Raw genomic sequence first — 17,944 nt, forward strand, 5'->3', positions numbered from 1 at the left:
GCCGTCCGGCGACTCACCAGGTCAGATGCAGTTCCTCCGGCGAGCGGTGGATCATCGTGGGCCGCATGACGACCGGACGGTTTGCCGCGAGCCGCAGGCCCGGGAGGCGGCGGGTCAACTCCTCCAGGGTGAGGCGGAGTTGCTCGCGGGCCAGTTGTGAGCCGGGGCAGCCGTGGACGCCGAGACCGAAGGCGAGGTGGCGCACCGGAGGCCGGGTGATGTCGAACTCGTCGGGGCGGGGATGCCGGGCCGGGTCCCGGTTGGCGCCGCCGAAGGCCAGGAACAGCGTTGCACCGGCCGGGAGTTCGGTGCCCGCCAGGGTGAGGGGACGGGTGGTGACCCGGCGGAAGCCCTGCAGGGCGCCGTCGTAGCGGGCGGCCTCCTCGACGGCGGCGGGAATCCGCTCGGGTTCGGCACGGAGCAGCTCCCACTGGGACGGGTGCCTGAGGAGGTGCAGGACGGTCGTGCCGATCAGGGCGGTGGTGGTCAGATGCCCGGCGATGAACAGGTTCTGGAGGTGGGCGACGAGTTCATGGCGGTGTTCCAGGGTCAACTCGCCCTCGCCGACGACCGAGTGGACGAGTTCCGTGCACAGGTCGTCGCGGGGGTCGGCGTGCCGTTCACGGGCGTACCGGTCCAGGACGAGCTGCATCGCGACCGCGTCCTCGGCCGCGGCGATCTGCTCGGCCTCCTCCAGCGGGCGGAAGAGCAGTTCCTCGGCGCGATGACCGCCGTGCACGACGACCGGCACATCGGCGGGGTCGAGACCGGCGATCCGACCGATGACCTCGCCCGGGAGTCTGCGGGCGTACGCGGACATCAGCTCGACGTGCCCGTCCTTCACGAACCCGTCGACCAGAGCGGCGGCCCGCTCGGCTGCGTACGGCAGGACGGCCGCGACCCTCGCCGGCGAGAGCCCGCGCACGATCGGCGCGCGCAGCCGCTGGTGGTGGGAGCCGTCGGAGGTGACGACGACCGGCCGCCCGCCGAACCCGCCGCCGAGAACGGCGAGCGCGGCCGGCGCGGGCATGACGTCGGGGACGAGGGCGTTCGCCGACGAGAAGTCCTCCGGTCGGCGCAGGACCTCGCGTACGTCGGCGTCGCGGGCCACCAGCCAGGCGTCCAGCTCGGCGACATGGGTCAGGCCGTCGGCGGCCCGGGCCCGTTCGTAGTGCGGGTACGGATCGCGCTGCAACTCGTCGAGTGAGCCGTGCAGTTGACGGTCCATGAGCGCCCTCCGGCCGGCGGTGGTGCGGGTCGCGCTCATGGTGCCGTACGGATGCGCGCATGCGGTAGGTGTCTTCACACACCGGCCCGGGGCCCCGTCCGGGGCGGAAGAGGTCCCGCCGGTCACACCACTGCGCCAACTGCGTGACAGCTACATGAAAACGGTTCCGAGCGGCCCGGATTCCCTACGATTCGTCACGTGGTCAACTTCCTCCTCGAACGCACGGTGCCGCTCCCCCTGGCCGAGGCCTGGCGCCGCCTCACCGAGTGGCACCGCCACGGCGAGGTGGTCCCGCTCACCCGGGTCACCGTGCTCACGCCTCCGCCCACCGGCGAGGGCACCGTCGTCGTCGCCCGCTCGGGGCTCGGTCCGTTCGCCTTCGACGACCGGATGGAGGTCACCGTCTGGCGTCCACCGACGGACGACGGGCCCGGCATGTGCCGTCTGGAGAAGCGGGGGCGCGTGGTGCGGGGCTGGGCGGAGATCGAGGTGCGGCCGGGGCCGGGCGGGCGCAGCCGGGTGGTGTGGCGGGAGGAGCTGGGGGTCCGGTGGCTGCCGGGGCTGTTCGATCCGGTGCTGGAGCGGGCGGCGCGGCTGGTGTTCGGGCGGGCGGTGAACCGGCTGCTGAGGAGGGGGTGAGGGCCGCGGGCTAGGGTGAGGTCCCTGAACTCTCCGTCCAGGCACCGCTATTCGGGAAGGTGACCGGCCGTATGTCGCTGAGCTCCGGGGACGCTGGGTCCATAGGCGGCTACAGGCTGCTCGACCGGCTCGGCAGCGGCGGCATGGGCGTCGTACACCTCGGGCTCTCCGCCTCCGGGCGGCAGGTCGCGATCAAGGTCGTGCACGCGCAGTACGCGCTGGACGAGGAGTTCCGGGCGCGGTTCCGGCAGGAGGTCGCGGCGGCGCGGCGGGTGAGCGGGGCGTTCACCGCGCCGGTGGTGGACGCCGATCCGGATGCCGAGCAGCCGTGGATGGCGACGCTGTACGTGCCGGGGCGGACGCTGGCCGAGCTGGTGGCCGAGGAGGGGCCGCTCGGCGGGCGGGCGTTGCGCACCCTGGCGCTGGGGCTCGTCGAGGCGCTGCGGGACATCCACCGGGTCGGCATGGTCCACCGGGACCTGAAGCCGAGCAACGTCCTGATGGCCGAGGACGGGCCGCGCGTCATCGACTTCGGCATCTCGCGCGCCGCCGACAACGAGGACCTCACGGTCACCGGCCGGCTCATCGGCACCCCGCCCTTCATGTCCCCCGAGCAGTTCGCGGCGCCGAAGGAGGTGACCGGCGCCTCGGACGTGTTCTCGCTGGGCTCGCTGCTGGTGTACGCGGCGACCGGGAACCGTCCCTTCGACGGCGGGAGCCCGTATATGACGGGCTATCAGGTCATGCACGAGCAGCCGAAACTGGACGGGGTCGCCCAGCCGCTGCGCGGTATCGCCGCGCGCTGTCTCGACAAGGACCCCGAGGCGCGTCCCCGACTGGCCGAGTTGCACGAGCTGTTGCGGACGCTGCCGGACGACGCCGGCTCCTTCGCCGTGCCCGAGTACGCGAGCGCCCACACCGTGCCCGGCCTCACTGGGGCGGGCGACGGGCGGTCCCGCAAACCGCGTTCGGGCCCGCGCGGCGCACCGCCGGCGAACGGGGCAGGACGCGGCAGCGGCGGCGGCCGGCGGGTACGGCGGATCCTCGTCGGCGTCGGTACGGCCCTGGCCGTGGGTCTCGGCGGCCTCACGACGCTGCACTACATCTCCCGGGCCACCCCGTCCGAGGCGTCGCCCTCTCCGCACACGAGCTCCACCGGCGCCCCCGCACCCGGCCTGCCGGCCGGCTGGAAACCCTGGCGGACGAGCCTGCTCACCGACAAGCGGGGCGATCCGCTGGACTATCTGGAGTCCGGCTGTGTGCCGAGCGGTTCGACCGCCGTGTACTGCGCCGGAACCGGTTTCACGGTCGCCAGGCTCGACGCCTCGTCCGGCCGCGTGGTCTGGCGTCATGGCACCAGCCCGGAGACCTCGCGGCCCATCGGCGTCCGGGACGGCCACGTCTACACCTACCGCAAACCGGACTCGACCGAGACCTACGTCGCCCGCCGGCTGGTCGCCCTGGACGCGGCCACCGGCAAGGAGCTGTGGGCCCGCCCGGTCACCGAGGACGAGCCGGCCCTGCTGTTCGGCAGGGGAATCCTGACGCTGAACAACGACAAGACGGAGTTCGTCGCCTACGACGGGACGGGCCGGCAGCTGTGGACCGCGCCGTCGAAGTCGTCGTCCGGGACCTACTGCGTCCCCGCCGTGTTCGGCGGCGCCCCGTACGGCCTGTGTTCGGACGCCGACGACCCCGGCTCCGGCACGGACAGCCTGCTGCGTCTCGACCCGGCGCACGGCACCGCCGAGGAGATCGCCCATCTCCCGGTGCGTGCCCAGGCGTTGGGCGTGGTGGGCGGACGACCGCTGCTCGCCGCACCGGACGCGCAGCGGTACCAGTCGGCCCCGGACGGCGACCGTCCGTTCTCGGCGCTGCTGCGTGTGGACCCCGGCACCGGCCGGGTGCAGCGGCTGCCGCTGCGGGACGGGGCGCGCGGCACGGCCACCCTGATCGACGGGGTCGTCTACTTCGTCCGGCCCAACGGCACGGTCACCGCCGTCCGTGGAACCGACGGCGCGCGGCTGTGGCAGCGCACCACGGACGTCGAGAACCTGTCGACGCCGGTGGGGTCCGCGACGTTCGACACGCTGTACCTGTCGAACGAGTACGGCCGTCTGCTGGCCCTCGACCGGGCGACGGGGGCGGTGCGCTGGCGCACGGCCGCGCTCCCCGACCCGGGCGACTCGGCCTCCCAGACGGTGCCCTTCGTGGTGCGGGTCCGGGACGCGATCGTGGCGGTCGCGGGCGACACCGCTTTCTCGGTGCGTCCGGACCGGCCCGCGGTCGTGGCGCCGGGCGGCTCGGGCGCGACCGACAAGTCACCGGGTCCGGGCACGAGCGACGAGTCGCCCGGCTCCGGTACGAGCGACGGCGCCTCGGTCTCGACCACGCCGGGCTCCTCGCCCGGCTCGGGCGGGACGGGGAAGTCGTCGGGCGCGGGGACCGTGGTGCCGACGCCGGCCGCGGACCCGGCCTCGGGCTGATGGCCGTCGTACCTCTCAGGCCACCGAACCGATGCGCCGGGCCGGGAGCGAGGCCGCGTCGTGGTGGATCGGGGTGTGGGCGCCGGTGAGGGAGACCCCGCTGCCGCCGCGGCGGCCCGCGACGATCTCCGAGGCGATCGACAGCGCCGTCTCCTCGGGGGTACGGGCACCGAGGTCCAGGCCGATCGGGGAGCGCAGCCGGGCCAGCTCCAGCTCTGTGACGCCGACTTCGCGCAGGCGCTCGTTGCGGTCGAGGTGGGTGCGGCGGGAGCCCATGGCGCCGACGTAGGCGACCGGGAGGCGCAGGGCCCGCTGGAGCAGGGGGACGTCGAACTTGGCGTCGTGGGTGAGGACGCACAGGACGGTCCGGGCGTCGACCTGGGTGCGCTCCAGGTAGGTGTGCGGCCACTCGACGACGATCTCGTCCGCGTCCGGGAAGCGGGCCCTCGTCGCGAAGACGGGGCGGGCGTCGCACACCGTCACGTGGTAGTTGAGGAACTTTCCCATCCGGACCAGGGCCGACGCGAAGTCGATCGCGCCGAAGACGATCATCCGGGGCGGGGGGACGGAGGACTCGACCAGGATCGTGAGCGGCGCTCCGCAACGAGAGCCCTGCTCTCCGATCTCCAGGGTGCCGGTACGGCCGGCGTCCAGGTAGGCGCGGGCCTCGGCGGCGACCGCACGGTCCAGTTCCGGGTGGGCGCCGAAGCCACCCTCGTGGGAGCCCTCGGGGCTCACCAGCAGGGCGCGGCCCAGCAGTTCGGCCGGTCCCGACACGATCCGCGCCACCGCCGCCGCCTCCCCCCGGGCGGCGGCGGTCAGCGCGGACGCGAGCACCGGGCGGGCGGGGTCACCGGCCCGCACCGGAGTGACGAGGATGTCGATGATGCCGCCGCAGGTCAGACCGACGGCGAAGGCGTCCTCATCGCTGTAGCCGAAACGCTCGAGAACGGTTTCGCCGTCCTCGAGCGCCTGCCGGCACAGCTCGTACACGGCGCCCTCCACACAGCCGCCGGAGACCGAGCCGATCGCCGTGCCGTCGGCGTCCACCGCGAGGGCGGCTCCCGGCTGACGCGGGGCGCTGCCGCCGACGGCCACCACGGTGGCCACGGCGAAGTCGCGCCCCTGCCCGGCCCACCGGTTCAGCTCCTCGGCGATGTCCAGCATCTCTCGGTCTCCTCACAGCGGTTGGATACGGCGCTGGCTAGTGGACGCCCAGCCAGCTCTCGACGGGGTGGAGCGCGAAGTAGATCAGGAAGATCACCGTCAGGCCCCACATGAAGGCACCGATCTCCCGCGCCCTGCCCTGCGCGGCCTTGATGGCGACGTAGGAGACGACACCGGCCGCGACCCCCGTGGTGATGGTGTAGGTGAAGGGCATCAGGACGACCGTCAGGAAGACCGGGATGGCGGTGGCGCGGTCGGCCCAGTCCACGTGCCGGGCGTTCATCAGCATCATGGCGCCGATGACCACCAGGGCGGCGGACGCGACCTCCTGCGGCACGATCGCCGTCAGCGGCGTGAAGAAGAGACAGGCGGCGAAGAAGAGGCCGGTGACGACCGACGCGAGTCCGGTACGGGCGCCCTCGCCTACGCCGGTCGCCGACTCGATGAACACCGTCTGGCCGGAGCCGCCGGCCACCCCGCCGATCGCGCCGCCCGCGCCGTCGATGAACAGCGCCTTGGACAGGCCCGGCATCCGGCCCTTGTCGTCGGCCAGTCGGGCCTCGGTGCCGACGCCGATGATGGTGGCCATCGCGTCGAAGAAGCCGGCCAGCACGAGTGTGAAGACGATCATGCCGACGGTCATCGCGCCGACCTTGCCCCAGCCCCCGAACTCGACATGGCCCATGAGGGAGAAGTCGGGCATCGAGACCGCGCTGCCGTGCAGTTCGGGAGCGCCGTTCGCCCAGGCCTTGGGGTCGATGACGCCGGCGGTGTTGAGGATCGCGGCGACAACGGTTCCGCTGATGATTCCGATCAGGATCGCTCCGGGGATGCCCCGGGCCTGGAGCATGAAGATCAGCAGCAGTGTGCCGGCGAACAACAGCACCGGCCAGCCGGCGAGTTCGCCCGCGGGGCCGAGGGTGACCGGGGTGGCCCTGCCCTGGTGCACGAAGCCGGACTTGTAGAAACCGATGAGCGCGATGAACAGGCCGATGCCCATCGTGATGCCGTGCTTGAGCGCCAGTGGAATCGCGTTCATGATCATCTCGCGCAGGCCGGTGACGACGAGCAGCATGATCACCACGCCGTACATCACACACATGCCCATCGCCTGCGGCCAGGTCATCTGCGGGGCGACCTGCGAGGACAGCACGCCGGAGACCGAGAGGCCGGCGGCGAGCGCGAGCGGGACCTTGCCGACGAAGCCCATCAGCAGGGTGGTGAAGGCCGCGGCGAAGGCGGTCGCCGTGATGAGGGCCTTCTGGCCGAGCGTGTCCCCCGCCGCGTCCTTGCCGGACAGGATCAGGGGGTTGAGCAGGAGGATGTACGCCATCGCCATGAAGGTGGTGACGCCTCCGCGCACCTCGCGCGCGAGCGTGGATCCCCGCCGGGATATGTGGAAGTACCGGTCGAGCCAGGACCTGCCGGCCGGGACGCGGGTTCCTTCGCCCGCGTCCTCGGCCGTGGTCCTCGGCTCCACTGACTGCTGGGTCATGGGGCCATCTCCCAAGGTTCAAAGGGACACCCGCCATCGCCTGCGGCGAGGTGCGGGATTTGGGAATGGACGACCCGGGGGACGGCCCGAGACGAACAATCGGGGGTCCGGGGGGGGTGAACTCCCCCCGGACGCTTCGCCGGTGGAGACCCGCGCGGGTCACATGCCGGTGAGGTGTTCCGGACGGACCGGCGTGCGGTCGAGTTCCAGCCCGGTCGCCTCCCGGATCGCCGCGAGGACGGCCGGGGTCGACGACAGGGTGGGCGCCTCACCGATGCCGCGCAGCCCGTAGGGTGCGTGGTCGTCGGCGAGTTCGAGCACGTCGACGGGGATGGTCGGCGTGTCGAGGATCGTGGGGATCAGATAGTCGGTGAACGAGGGGTTTCTGACCTTCGCCGTCTTCGGGTCGACGATGATCTCCTCCATCACCGCGATGCCCAGGCCCTGGGTCGTGCCGCCCTGGATCTGGCCGACCACGGAGAGCGGGTTGAGCGCCTTGCCGACGTCCTGGGCGCAGGCCAGTTCGATGACCTTGACCAGGCCGAGCTCGGTGTCGACCTCGACGACGGCGCGGTGCGCGGCGAACGAGTACTGGACATGGCCGTTGCCCTGACCGGTGCGCAGGTCGAAGGCCTCGGTCGGCCGGTGCCGCCACTCCTCCTCCACCTCGACCGCCTCGCCCTCCAGCACGTCCACCAGGTCGGCGAGGACCTCGCCGCCGTCGGTGACGACCTTGCCGCCCTCCAGGAGCAGCTCCGCGCCGGCCCAGGCGGGGTGGTAGGTGCCGAACTTGCGGCGGCCGATCTCCAGCACCCGCTCCCGGACGAGTTCGCAGGCGTTCTTGACGGCGCCACCGGTGACGTACGTCTGTCGGGAGGCCGAGGTCGAACCCGCCGAACCCACCTGGGTGTCGGCCGGGTGGATCGTCACCTGCGCCACGCCGAGCTCGGTGCGGGCGATCTGCGCGTGGACGGTGACACCACCCTGGCCGACCTCCGCCATCGCGGTGTGGACGGTGGCGACGGGCTCGCCGCCGACGACCTCCATGCGCACCCTGGCCGTGGAGTAGTCGTCGAAGCCCTCGGAGAAGCCGACGTTCTTGATGCCGACCGCGTAGCCGACACCGCGCACGACGCCTTCGCCGTGGGTGGTGTTGGACAGACCGCCCGGCAGCTGCCGTACGTCCGCGCCCTCGCTGGACTCCCACTGGCGCTCCGGTGGCAGGGGCATCGCCTTGACGCGGCGCAGGAGTTCGGCGACCGGGGCCGGCGAGTCGACCGGTTGCCCGGTCGGCATGATCGTGCCCTGCTCCATGGCGTTGAGCTGCCTGAACTCCACCGGGTCCATGCCCAGCCTCTTCGCCAGCTTGTCCATCTGCGCCTCGTAGGCGAAGCAGGCCTGGACCGCGCCGAAGCCGCGCATCGCGCCGCAGGGCGGGTTGTTGGTGTAGAGGGCGATGGCCTCGATGTCGACGTCCTCGACGACGTAGGGGCCGACGGAGAGGGAGGAGGCGTTGCCGACGACCGCCGGGGAGGCGGAGGCGTAGGCGCCGCCGTCCAGGACGATCCGGCACTTCAGGTGGGTGAGCCTGCCGTCCTTGGTGGCGCCGTGCTCGTAGTGGAGCTTGGCCGGGTGGCGGTGGACGTGACCGAAGAAGGACTCGAAACGGTTGTAGACGATCTTCACCGGCTTGCCGGTGCGCAGGGCGAGCAGACAGGCGTGGATCTGCATCGACAGGTCCTCGCGGCCGCCGAAGGCGCCGCCGACGCCGGAGAGCGTCATACGGACCTTCTCCTCGGGCAGGCCGAGGACGGGTGCGATCTGGCGCAGGTCGGAGTGGAGCCACTGGGTGGCGATGTACAGGTGGACACCGCCGTCCTCCTCCGGCACGGCGAGGCCCGACTCGGGGCCGAGGAACGCCTGGTCCTGCATGCCGAAGGTGTACTCGCCCGTCACGATCACGTCCGCCCGCGCGCGGGCCGCCGCCACGTCGCCGCGGACGATCGGCTGGCGGTGGACGATGTTCGGGTGCGGGACGTGCCCGATGTGGTGGTCGTCGCGGTTCTCGTGGACGAGGATCGCGTCCGGCGCGGTCGCGGAGGCCTCGTCGGTGATGACGGGCAGTTCGCGGTACTCGACCCTGATCTTGGCGGCCGCGCGGCGCGCGGTCTCCGGATGGTCGGCGGCCACCAGCGCGACCGGTTCGCCGTGGTGGCGCACCTTGCCGTGGGCGAGGACCGGGGTGTCCTGGATCTCCAGGCCGTAGTTCTTCACGTCGGTCGGCAGGTCGTCGTAGGTGAGGACCGCGTAGACCCCGGGGGTCTTCAGCGCCTCGGCCGTGTCGATGGAGACGATCTCCGCGTGCGCGACGGTGGAGCGCAGGATCTGGCCCCACAGCATGTCCTCGTGCCACATGTCGGACGAGTACGCGAACTCGCCGGTGACCTTGAGGGTGCCGTCCGGGCGGAGCGTGGACTCGCCGATGCCGCCCTTGGTCTGCGAACCCTGGGTGACCTTGGCGGGGGTGCCGAGGGGAGCGCCGTTGCTTGGCATCGTCAGACCGCCTCTCCCTGCCGGGCGGCCGCCAGGCGGACCGCGTCCATGATCTTCTCGTAGCCCGTGCAGCGGCACAGGTTGCCCGAGAGGGCCTCGCGGATGTCCGCGTCGCTCGGGTTCGGGTTGCGCTCCAGCATCTCGTCGGCGGCGACCAGGAGACCCGGGGTGCAGAAGCCGCACTGGACGGCGCCGGCGTCGATGAACGCCTGCTGGACGGGGGCGAGTCGGGTGCCCTCGCCGGTCTGCGAGTCCTGTCCCGCGGCGGCCCACTTCCGGGCGTCCTGGAGCGAGGTGCCGCAGGCGCCGGTGGCACAGCCCCCCTGTTGTGCGCGCTGCTCGGCGTAGTCGGCCAGCCCCTCGACGGTGACGACCTCGCGGCCCTCCACCTGGCCTGCGGCGACCAGGCAGGAACACACCGGCACACCGTCCAGACGGACCGTGCACGACCCGCACTCGCCCTGTTCGCAGGCGTTCTTGGAGCCGGGAAGACCGAGCCGCTCGCGCAGCACGTACAGCAGGGACTCGCCCTCCCACACGTCGTCGGCCTCCTGCGGACGTCCGTTGACAGTGAAGTTGACGCGCATTACGCGGCTCCCTCCGTGAGGCGGCGGGCGCCGCGGTACGACTCCCAGGTCCAGGTCAGCGTGCGGCGGGCCATGACGCCCACCGCGTGGCGGCGGTAGCTCGCGGTGCCCCGGACGTCGTCGATCGGGTTGCAGGCGCCGGAGCACAGCTCGGCGAACTGCTTGGCGACCGACGGGGTGATGATCTTTCCGCTGTCCCAGAACCCGCCTTCTTCCAGCGCGGCGTTCAGGAACTCCTCCGCGGTCTTCGCCCGGACGGGGGTGGGGGCCGCCGAGCCGATGCCGGTGCGGACCGTACGGGTCTCGGGGTGCAGCGCGAGGCCGAAGGCGCACACGGCGATCACCATCGCGTTGCGCGTGCCGACCTTGGAGTACTGCTGGGGGCCGTCCGCCTTCTTGATGTGCACGCTCTTGATGAGTTCGTCGGCGGCGAGCGCGTTGCGCTTCACGCCGGTGTAGAACGTGTCGATCGGGATCAGGCGGGTGCCGCGCACCGACTCGACCTCGACCTCGGCGCCGGCGGCCAGCAGGGCGGGGTGGGCGTCACCGGCCGGGGAAGCGGTTCCCAGGTTGCCGCCGACGCCGCCGCGGTTGCGGATCTGCGGGGAGGCCACGGTGTGCGAGGCCAGGGCGAGACCCGGCAGCTCGGCACGGAGGTTCTCCATGATCTTCGTGTACGGGACGGAGGCGCCCAGGCGCACCGTTTCCTGGCCGATCTCCCATTCGGTCAGTTCGGTGACGCGGTTCAGGTCGAGCAGGTACTCGGGCCGCCGGTGGTCGAAGTTGATCTCGACCATCACGTCGGTGCCGCCCGCAATGGGCACAGCGGTGGGGTGCTCGGCCTTGGCGGCGAGCGCCTCCTCCCAGCTGGCGGGGCGAAGGAAGTCCATGACCGGCTCTCTTCTTCGTCTCGTGAGTGGTACGGATCGAGCCAGATCGGGTGCGGCGGGACCGGCTCGTTCATGTGCTGTTTACGCGGAGTGAGGTCAGTACACAGCGCCGTACTCCACCGGGGTCAGTCACCGAAACCATGAAGGAGTTGGCTGGCCAGGCCCGGCATCTTGTAGATTCGTATGAACGGAGGTCATCAGTAACCTCCCTGTTTTCCTGTAGAAACGCGGGAAACAGCCTGGCAGTAGAAGAGTGCGGCTCCCGCACCGTCCGGCGGGCTCCTGCCTGAGAGCACCCTCAGGACTCATCGTAGATTTCGAGACAAAGAACGGCGGCGACGAGAATGCGGCTGCGCGCACTTCTGGACACCGATGCGCTGGGCCTCAGGCTGCTCGGTGGCGAGGACGAGCTGGACCGCACCGTGCGGGGTGTGATGACCACCGACCTCCGCGATCCCAGCCGCTATCTCTCGGGCGGCGAGCTGGTGCTCACGGGTCTGGCCTGGCGCCGGGACGCCGACGACTCGGAGCCTTTCGTACGGATCCTGGTGCAGGCCGGGGTGGCCGCGCTGGCGGCCGGCGAGGCGGAGCTCGGGGACATCCCGGACGACATCGTGCTGGCCTGCGCCCGCAACCGCCTCCCGCTGTTCGCGGTGCACGAGTCGGTGGCGTTCGCGACGATCACCGAGCATGTCGTACGGCAGGTCAGCGGCGAGCGCGCCGGGGACCTCGCGGCCGTGGTCGACCGGCACCGGCGGATGATGACCTCGGGCCCGGCGGGCGGCGGCCCGGACGTGGTCCTGGACCTGCTCGGCTCCGACCTGGACCTGCGGGCCTGGGTGCTCTCCCCCACCGGACGGCTCATCGCCGGCTCCAAGGTCGCGGGCCCCGCCCTTCCCGCCGACATCTGCGCCCGGCTGGCCGCCGAGCACCTCTCCGCCGCCCGCTCCGGACGCCGGGGCCCGCACCGGCCGGCGCTCGGCCCGACGACGTACAGCCTCTTCCCGATCCGCAGCAGCGGCCGCTCCGCGCAGGCCTCCCGGGACGTGCGGGAGACGGTCCTGTCGGACTGGCTGCTGGCCGTGGAGGCGGACGCGGGCGACTGGCCCGCCGAGCGGCTCGACCTCCTCCAGGGCGTCACCCAGCTGATCTCCGTCGAGCGGGACCGCCGGGACGCCTCCCGCACGGTCCGCCGCCGGCTCGCCCAGGAGGTCCTCGAACTGGTCCAGACGGGCGCGGCGCCCGCCGAGATCGCGGCGCGCCTGAGGGTGGCCGCCCCGGTGCTGCTGCCGGGTCTCGGCGCGGCCCCGCACTGGCAGGTGGTCGTCGCCCGGGTCGACTGGCGGGGCGCCGACATCGAGGCGGGGCCGGTCGCGCAGTCGCTGCTGGAGGAGATCCTGGTCGACCCCCTCGCGACCGGTCCGGAGCCCTCCGACCGGATCGCTGTCGCGCACACGGGGGACGAGGCGATCGCCCTGGTACCGCTTCCCGCGGTCTCCTCCGAGCACGACGGCTCCGAGTCCGGGATCCTCGCCGACGCGCTCCTGGAGTCCGTACGGGACCCGCTGTCGGCCGGTCTCGACGACGACGGGCAGATCACGCTGGGCGTGAGCGCGGCGGTGCACTCGGCGGAGGGGCTGCGCGGGGCGCTGGAGGAGGCTCGGCACGCCCGGCGGGTCGCCGCCGCGCGGCCGGGGCGGGTCAGCGCGGCGGGGCATCAGGAGCTGGCCTCGCACGTGCTGCTGCTCCCCTTCGTCCCGGACGACGTACGGCGGGCGTTCACCGCGCGTCTGCTCGACCCGCTGCGCGACTACGACCGCCGGCACCGCGCCGAGCTGATCCCGACCCTGGAGGCCTTCCTGGACTGCGACGGCTCCTGGACGCGGTGCGCGACCCGGCTGCACCTGCACGTCAACACGCTGCGCTACCGCGTGGGGCGAATCGAGCAGTTGACGAGTCGTGACCTGTCCCGACTGGAGGACAAGCTGGATTTCTTCCTGGCGTTGCGCATGAGCTGAGGCCCCGGGTCCCACGACTTTGTGAAATCCTTCACCCACCCCCTTGGCCGGGCGCGGAGATTCGTGCTGAGATGCGGCCACCACTCATAGCTCGATGGCGTGCTCGGGGAGGGCAACGTGGCGCATACCGCCATGTCTGGTACCGGAACGACCGCAGGTGACGATCCCCTCCAGACCGCGGTGTGGCGGCTGCGCTCACGCGCCTGCTGGACCGACGCGGCCGCGCTGCTGGAACCGGTTACGGCCGCGTTCGCGCTGCAACGGACGGCTCTCCTCGTCGAGAAATGCCTGTACACGGAGCAGGGGTGGGAGGAGGCGGAGGACGCGCTGCGCACGGCGGAGGCGCTCGCCCACGACGACGAGGAGCGCGGAGCGGCCGCTTGTGAACGCGGGCAGCTTGCCTACGCGGCGACCCTGCACGGCGTGCGCGACCGGGCCGACGAGGCGCGGGCCGCGCTCGGGCGGGCGGCCGCGCTGATCCCTCCGGGGGCCGCGGGGCGGGCCCTGCTGGACTTCCGGCGCGGGCTGCTCGCCGAGAACCTGACCCGCTCCCCGCAGGCGGCCCGGGCCGCCTATCGGCGGGCGCACGCGGGGGCGACGGCGCAGTCGGACCCGCTGCTGCTCTCCTTCACCTGGCGGCATCTCGCCGGACTCGCGCTGCGGGACGGGGAGTTGGCGGAGGCGCGGCACGGGTTCACCGAATCGCTGCGGATCCGGGAGGAGTTGGGGTACCTGGTGGGTACGGCCCCGGCTCTGGCGTCCCTGGCGGACGCGGAGACGGAACCGGAGGCCTCTCGGCTGCGCGAGGAGGCACGCCGTCTGTTCCGCCTCCTCGGAGGAGTCCCCACCTGGCTCTCCCGCCAACTGAGCCCCCCGACCCCGGACGCCGCGACGGCCTAGCCCTCCGCCGGGTGCCGACCCGGCCGTGAGGCGCCACGGGGGCTCACTTCCGGGCCCGCGGACGGTCCTGCCCACCGCGCACCGGGTCCGCACGCCCTTGCTGCCGCGCCAGGCCCGCGTTCCGTCTTGTGCTCCCGCCCCGGGGCCCGCGCATGATCTCGCGCATCCCGCCTCCGTGCCTGCGCACGGCGCTCCCGCCCCGGGCCTGCGCACCACGCTCCCACTCCGCCCCGGCCCGCGGACGGTCTTGCGGCCCCGGACCGAGGCTGCCGGCCCCGCGGACCGCGCCCCTCGGGCGGCGAGCGGCGAGCGGCAACTGACGGGGGGGCAGGCGGCGGGTGGACGCAACTGCGCTAGTTCTTGCGGACGCTGGTCCACAGGTGCTCGATCGAACCCAGTATGGAGTCGCGCAGCGCCGTGTCGCGGGCCAGGGCGAGCGCCACCACGGCGACCACCAGGAAGGAGACGACGCCTCCGCCGCGGCCCCGGTGGGACGTGCCGGCGTGCGGCGGGGGCGGGCGGTGACCGGCCTGGTGGACGTGGTTCATGTGGTGCCGCATGGCCTGGTGATGGGCCTGCTGGTGGGCGCGGTGGGCCTGTTGGGCGGCCTGCTGGGCCTGCTGCTGCGCCATGAAGGACGGGTCGGGCATCGGTGTCACCTCCGACGTACGGCACCGTGGTGTGCCGGATTCGTACGGGATGCCACGCGGAGGCGGGCGGCGGGCGTTCCCGGCGTCGGGAACCGTCACCGGGAACCTACGATTCTGTGACCGCCGTCACAAGCTCAGGACGCGCCCGCGAAGTGCCGCCCCACCAGCGCCCGCACCAGGTCCAGGTCGTGCGCGACCAGCGCGTCCAGCAGCGCCGTGTGCTCGGCCGCGTCCGCCATCAGCTCGCCCCGGCCGGCCGCCCCGCCGACCAGGGGCCACTGGGCGCGGCGGTGGAGGTCGTCGGAAATGCGGACGAGTTGCTCGTTGCCGGAGAGGGACAGCATCGCCCGGTGGAACGCCCGGTCCGACTCGGCGTACGTCGCCCGGCAGCCCGTCGACGCGGCACGCACCGTCGCCTCCGCCGACGGCCTGAGCTCCGCCCAGCGTTCGACCGGGACCGCGCGCGCCAGGCGCAGCATCACCGGCACCTCGATCAGCGCCCGCACCTCGGACAGTTCGGCCAGTTCACGGGTTCCGCGCTCCACCACCCGGAAGCCCCTGTTGGGAACGACCTCGACCGCGCCCTCCAGCGCCAGCTGCTGCATGGCCTCCCGCACCGGGGTCGCCGAGACCCCGAAGCGGTCGCCCAGCGCCGGCGCCGAGTACACCTCGCCGGGCTTGAGCTCGCCCGCCACCAGGGCGGTCCGCAGCGCCGCTAGGATCTGACCCCGCACCGAGGCCCGCTGGACCGGGCGCGGGCCCGGGATCGGCTGCTCACTGTGGGTGTGCTCGCCCCGCGTGGCGCCGCCCGCGGCGACACCCCGCTCCCGGTCGACGTCCGCCGCCACCGGCTGCGGCGGCACCCGCGACGCCGTCGGCCGCACCTGAGGAATCCCCGTCTCCGCCGAGCCGTGCGCGCTCTGCCTCACGGGTCCTCCTCCGGACGTGTCGGTACTTGGGGTCATTACGGCGGGTTGTTACTCGCCCGTCAAGCACCATAAGCGGATAAGCCGTCAGTTCAAATCCCGATAATCTTGGGTAAGGTTAGCCTTACCTTCAATCGAGCCCGGATCGGCGGTACCCGTATGCCCGCGCACATACCCGTGCCCCGCTCGCCCCTGGAAGACGCTTACACCCGTCTCACCGAGGTGTTTCCCGGTCTGGAGATCACGGAGATCGACGCCCGGGAACCGTTTCCCCACACCGGCGGCTGGGTCCGTGCCGCCTCACTGGCGGAGGACGGGCCGGAGCTCGAGTCGTTTCTCTCCTGGGACGACGCCCAGGTCCTGCGCGACTACGGACACCGGGCCCGCCCGGACGTCGTCGCGAGTTTCGGGCTGCACCGGTACGCCTGGCCCGCCTGTCTGCTCATCACCGTCCCCTGGTTCCTGCACCGGCGCGTCCCCCGCTTCCCCGTGAGCCACGTCGCCTACGACCGCACGGTCCCCGGTCTCTCCCTCGGCCGCCTGGCCGTGCGGCCCGCGGGTTTCGCCTGCCTGCCGGGCGACCCGGCCGCCGCGCTGCCCGGCGCTCGCGTGGTCGACGACGAGGAGGCGCTGCGGGCCCAGGTGCGGGCCGCCGTCGCCGAGCATCTCGAGCCCGTGCTCGGCGGGTTCGGGCCGCGCATGCGGCGGCGCGGGCGGGCGCTGTGGGGCATGGCGACCGACGAACTGGTGGAAGGGCTCTGGTACGTCGCCCATCTGCTCGGCGAACAGCGGCGCGCGACGCGGGAATTGGAGCTGCTGCTGCCGGGGGCCACCCGGCCGTACGTCGGGTCGGCCGCCTTCCGGGAGCTCACCGGTCCGGACGGGGAGTCGCTGCCCACCCGGGACCGGGCCAGCTGCTGCATGTTCTACACGGTGCGCCCCGAGGACACCTGCGCCACCTGCCCGCGCACCTGTGCCGCGGACCGGGTGGCCAAGCTGCTGGCCGGTGCCGCCAGTTGAGGGACCCTCGCGCGCGGGCCCGAAAAGCCGTCCCGTAAGATCACTGGCGAAAGGGACCGCCCTTGGTTACGGTTGCTTCACAACTTCCTCACGCGTCGCAGGAACTTTCCGAAGAACCACCCGTACGGGTACTCTTATTCGAACTCAACTCCCGCCCCTCAAGCGGCAGTTCGAGCAGAACGCCGCCCTGGGCATCCCCTTGCACTTCCTTGGCGGCCTCTTGCCCCGAAAACGCCTGAGGGCCGTTGGGATTGGGCCACTATGGCGGGCGTTACGCCCTATCCCAATGCAAGGGACCCCTAGATGAGACTGACCGACATATCGCTGAACTGGCTGCTTCCGGGCGCCGTACTGCTCCTGGGCATGCTGGCGGCGGTGGCGGTGCTCGCGCGCAGCAAGCGGTCCGGCGGGGAGCACGCGAAGGACGACTCGTGGGAGCGCAGCGAGGAGCGCCGTAGGCGCAAGGAGGCCATATACGGCACCGCCTCCTATGTGCTGCTGTTCTGCTGTGCGGCGGTGGCCGCCGCCCTCTCCTTCCACGGCCTGGTCGGCTTCGGCCAGCAGAACCTCGGCCTCACCGACGGCTGGGAGTACCTGGTGCCGTTCGGCCTGGACGGCGCCGCCATGTTCTGCTCCGTGCTCGCGGTGCGCGAGGCCAGCCACGGTGACGCGGCGCTCGGCTCCCGGATACTGGTGTGGACGTTCGCGGGTGCGGCGGCCTGGTTCAACTGGGTGCACGCGCCCAGGGGTATCGACCACGCGGGCGCCCCGCAGTTCTTCTCCGGCATGTCCCTGTCCGCCGCCGTGCTGTTCGACCGCGCGCTGAAGCAGACCCGCCGGGCCGCCCTGCGCGAGCAGGGTCTGGTGCCGCGTCCGCTGCCGCAGATCCGGATCGTGCGCTGGCTGCGGGCTCCCCGCGAGACCTACAAGGCCTGGTCGCTCATGCTCCTGGAGAACGTGCGCAGCCTGGACGAGGCGGTCGACGAGGTGCGCGAGGACAAGCGGCAGAAGGAGCAGGACCGCCTGCGCCGCCGGGAGGCCGACCGTCTGGAGCGTGCCCAGCTCAAGGCGATCAGCCGGGGCCACCGCGGGTTCGTCGGCCGGGGCGGCCGGCCGGAGCCGCAGGCCCTGGAGCGGGCCTCCGGCCAGACCACCGCGGAGCCCGCCATACCGGCGCCGGAACCGCTGCCCGTGCGCTCCCGGCCGTCGCTGCAGCCCGTCCGCAAGGGTGGCTCTGACGGGATCACCGTCGATCTCACCGCGGAGGACGACACAATGGCCCTCCCGCGTCTCGTCGCCAGTCCGGTCCAGTTAGACGAGACCCCGGCCGAGCTCACCAGGGCACCGCAGTTCGCGGAACACACCGACGAGGTCCTGCGCTCGCT

Annotated in this window: 14 protein-coding genes; 6 read left to right on the forward strand and 8 right to left on the reverse strand. The window is 72.4% G+C overall.

Annotation, left to right across the window (positions count from 1 at the left end; genetic code table 11):
* Positions 1-13: 13 nt before the first annotated feature.
* Positions 14-1,228 carry a cytochrome P450 gene (locus ABZT17_RS36145; RefSeq protein ID WP_356355501.1) on the reverse strand — a complete coding sequence of 405 codons (1,215 nt, stop codon included), beginning with the start codon at positions 1,226-1,228 and terminating at the stop codon, positions 14-16.
* A gap of 198 nt (positions 1,229-1,426) precedes the next feature.
* Here ABZT17_RS36145 and ABZT17_RS36150 point away from each other — a divergent pair, with 198 nt between their 5' ends.
* Both ABZT17_RS36150 and ABZT17_RS36155 read left to right on the forward strand, forming a co-directional pair.
* Positions 1,427-1,867 carry an SRPBCC family protein gene (locus ABZT17_RS36150; protein ID WP_356355482.1) on the forward strand — a complete coding sequence of 147 codons (441 nt, stop codon included), beginning with the start codon at positions 1,427-1,429 and terminating at the stop codon, positions 1,865-1,867.
* Positions 1,868-1,938: 71 nt separating this feature from the next.
* A complete protein-coding gene (locus tag ABZT17_RS36155; RefSeq protein WP_356355483.1) occupies positions 1,939-4,353 on the forward strand; it encodes a serine/threonine-protein kinase in 2,415 nt (804 codons plus the stop codon).
* A gap of 15 nt (positions 4,354-4,368) precedes the next feature.
* On the opposite strand, the gene ABZT17_RS36160 is transcribed toward ABZT17_RS36155, so the two are convergent.
* From ABZT17_RS36160 to ABZT17_RS36180, 5 genes are all read right to left on the reverse strand, one after another.
* A complete protein-coding gene (locus ABZT17_RS36160; RefSeq protein ID WP_356355485.1) occupies positions 4,369-5,520 on the reverse strand; it encodes an XdhC/CoxI family protein in 1,152 nt (383 codons plus the stop codon).
* Between the two features lie 37 nt (positions 5,521-5,557).
* The gene (locus tag ABZT17_RS36165) at positions 5,558-7,015 is read right to left on the reverse strand and encodes an NCS2 family permease (RefSeq protein ID WP_356355486.1); all 1,458 of its coding nucleotides are present in this window, start codon (positions 7,013-7,015) and stop codon (positions 5,558-5,560) included.
* A 159-nt stretch (positions 7,016-7,174) separates the two neighbouring features.
* A complete protein-coding gene (locus ABZT17_RS36170) occupies positions 7,175-9,568 on the reverse strand; it encodes a molybdopterin cofactor-binding domain-containing protein (protein ID WP_356355488.1) in 2,394 nt (797 codons plus the stop codon).
* 2 nt (positions 9,569-9,570) lie between these two features.
* Positions 9,571-10,155 carry a (2Fe-2S)-binding protein gene (locus ABZT17_RS36175; RefSeq protein WP_356355490.1) on the reverse strand — a complete coding sequence of 195 codons (585 nt, stop codon included), beginning with the start codon at positions 10,153-10,155 and terminating at the stop codon, positions 9,571-9,573.
* Positions 10,155-11,045: a xanthine dehydrogenase family protein subunit M gene (locus ABZT17_RS36180; RefSeq protein ID WP_356355492.1), complete on the reverse strand. Its 891-nt coding sequence runs from the start codon at positions 11,043-11,045 to the stop codon at positions 10,155-10,157. Before ABZT17_RS36180 ends, ABZT17_RS36175 begins: the two co-directional genes overlap by 1 nt.
* Before the next feature lie 344 nt (positions 11,046-11,389).
* On the opposite strand from ABZT17_RS36180, the gene ABZT17_RS36185 reads away from it, so the two are divergent.
* Both ABZT17_RS36185 and ABZT17_RS36190 read left to right on the forward strand, forming a co-directional pair.
* Entirely contained in the window at positions 11,390-13,063 is a 1,674-nt protein-coding gene (locus tag ABZT17_RS36185) for a PucR family transcriptional regulator ligand-binding domain-containing protein (RefSeq protein WP_356355493.1), read from the forward strand.
* Positions 13,064-13,180: 117 nt separating this feature from the next.
* Entirely contained in the window at positions 13,181-13,963 is a 783-nt protein-coding gene (locus ABZT17_RS36190) for a hypothetical protein (protein ID WP_356355494.1), read from the forward strand.
* Positions 13,964-14,316: 353 nt separating this feature from the next.
* Here the strand turns inward: ABZT17_RS36190 and ABZT17_RS36195 are convergent, their stop codons facing one another.
* Together ABZT17_RS36195 and ABZT17_RS36200 are read right to left on the reverse strand one after the other, a co-directional pair.
* Complete coding sequence (locus ABZT17_RS36195) at positions 14,317-14,613, reverse strand: hypothetical protein (protein ID WP_356355495.1); 297 nt, start codon at positions 14,611-14,613, stop codon at positions 14,317-14,319.
* Between the two features lie 134 nt (positions 14,614-14,747).
* On the reverse strand, positions 14,748-15,542 hold the full coding sequence (locus ABZT17_RS36200; protein ID WP_356355497.1) for a GntR family transcriptional regulator: 795 nt from the start codon (positions 15,540-15,542) through the stop codon (positions 14,748-14,750).
* A gap of 168 nt (positions 15,543-15,710) precedes the next feature.
* Between ABZT17_RS36200 and ABZT17_RS36205 the strand changes: the two genes are divergently transcribed.
* Both ABZT17_RS36205 and ABZT17_RS36210 read left to right on the forward strand, forming a co-directional pair.
* Positions 15,711-16,559, forward strand: coding sequence for a (2Fe-2S)-binding protein (locus tag ABZT17_RS36205; RefSeq protein ID WP_356355503.1), 849 nt, complete (start codon positions 15,711-15,713; stop codon positions 16,557-16,559).
* 303 nt (positions 16,560-16,862) lie between these two features.
* A partial coding sequence (locus tag ABZT17_RS36210; RefSeq protein WP_356355499.1) for a DUF2637 domain-containing protein occupies positions 16,863-17,944 on the forward strand: 1,082 nt, incomplete at its 3' end.

This window comes from Streptomyces sp. NPDC005648 (assembly GCF_040605395.1).
GTDB lineage: Bacteria > Actinomycetota > Actinomycetes > Streptomycetales > Streptomycetaceae > Streptomyces.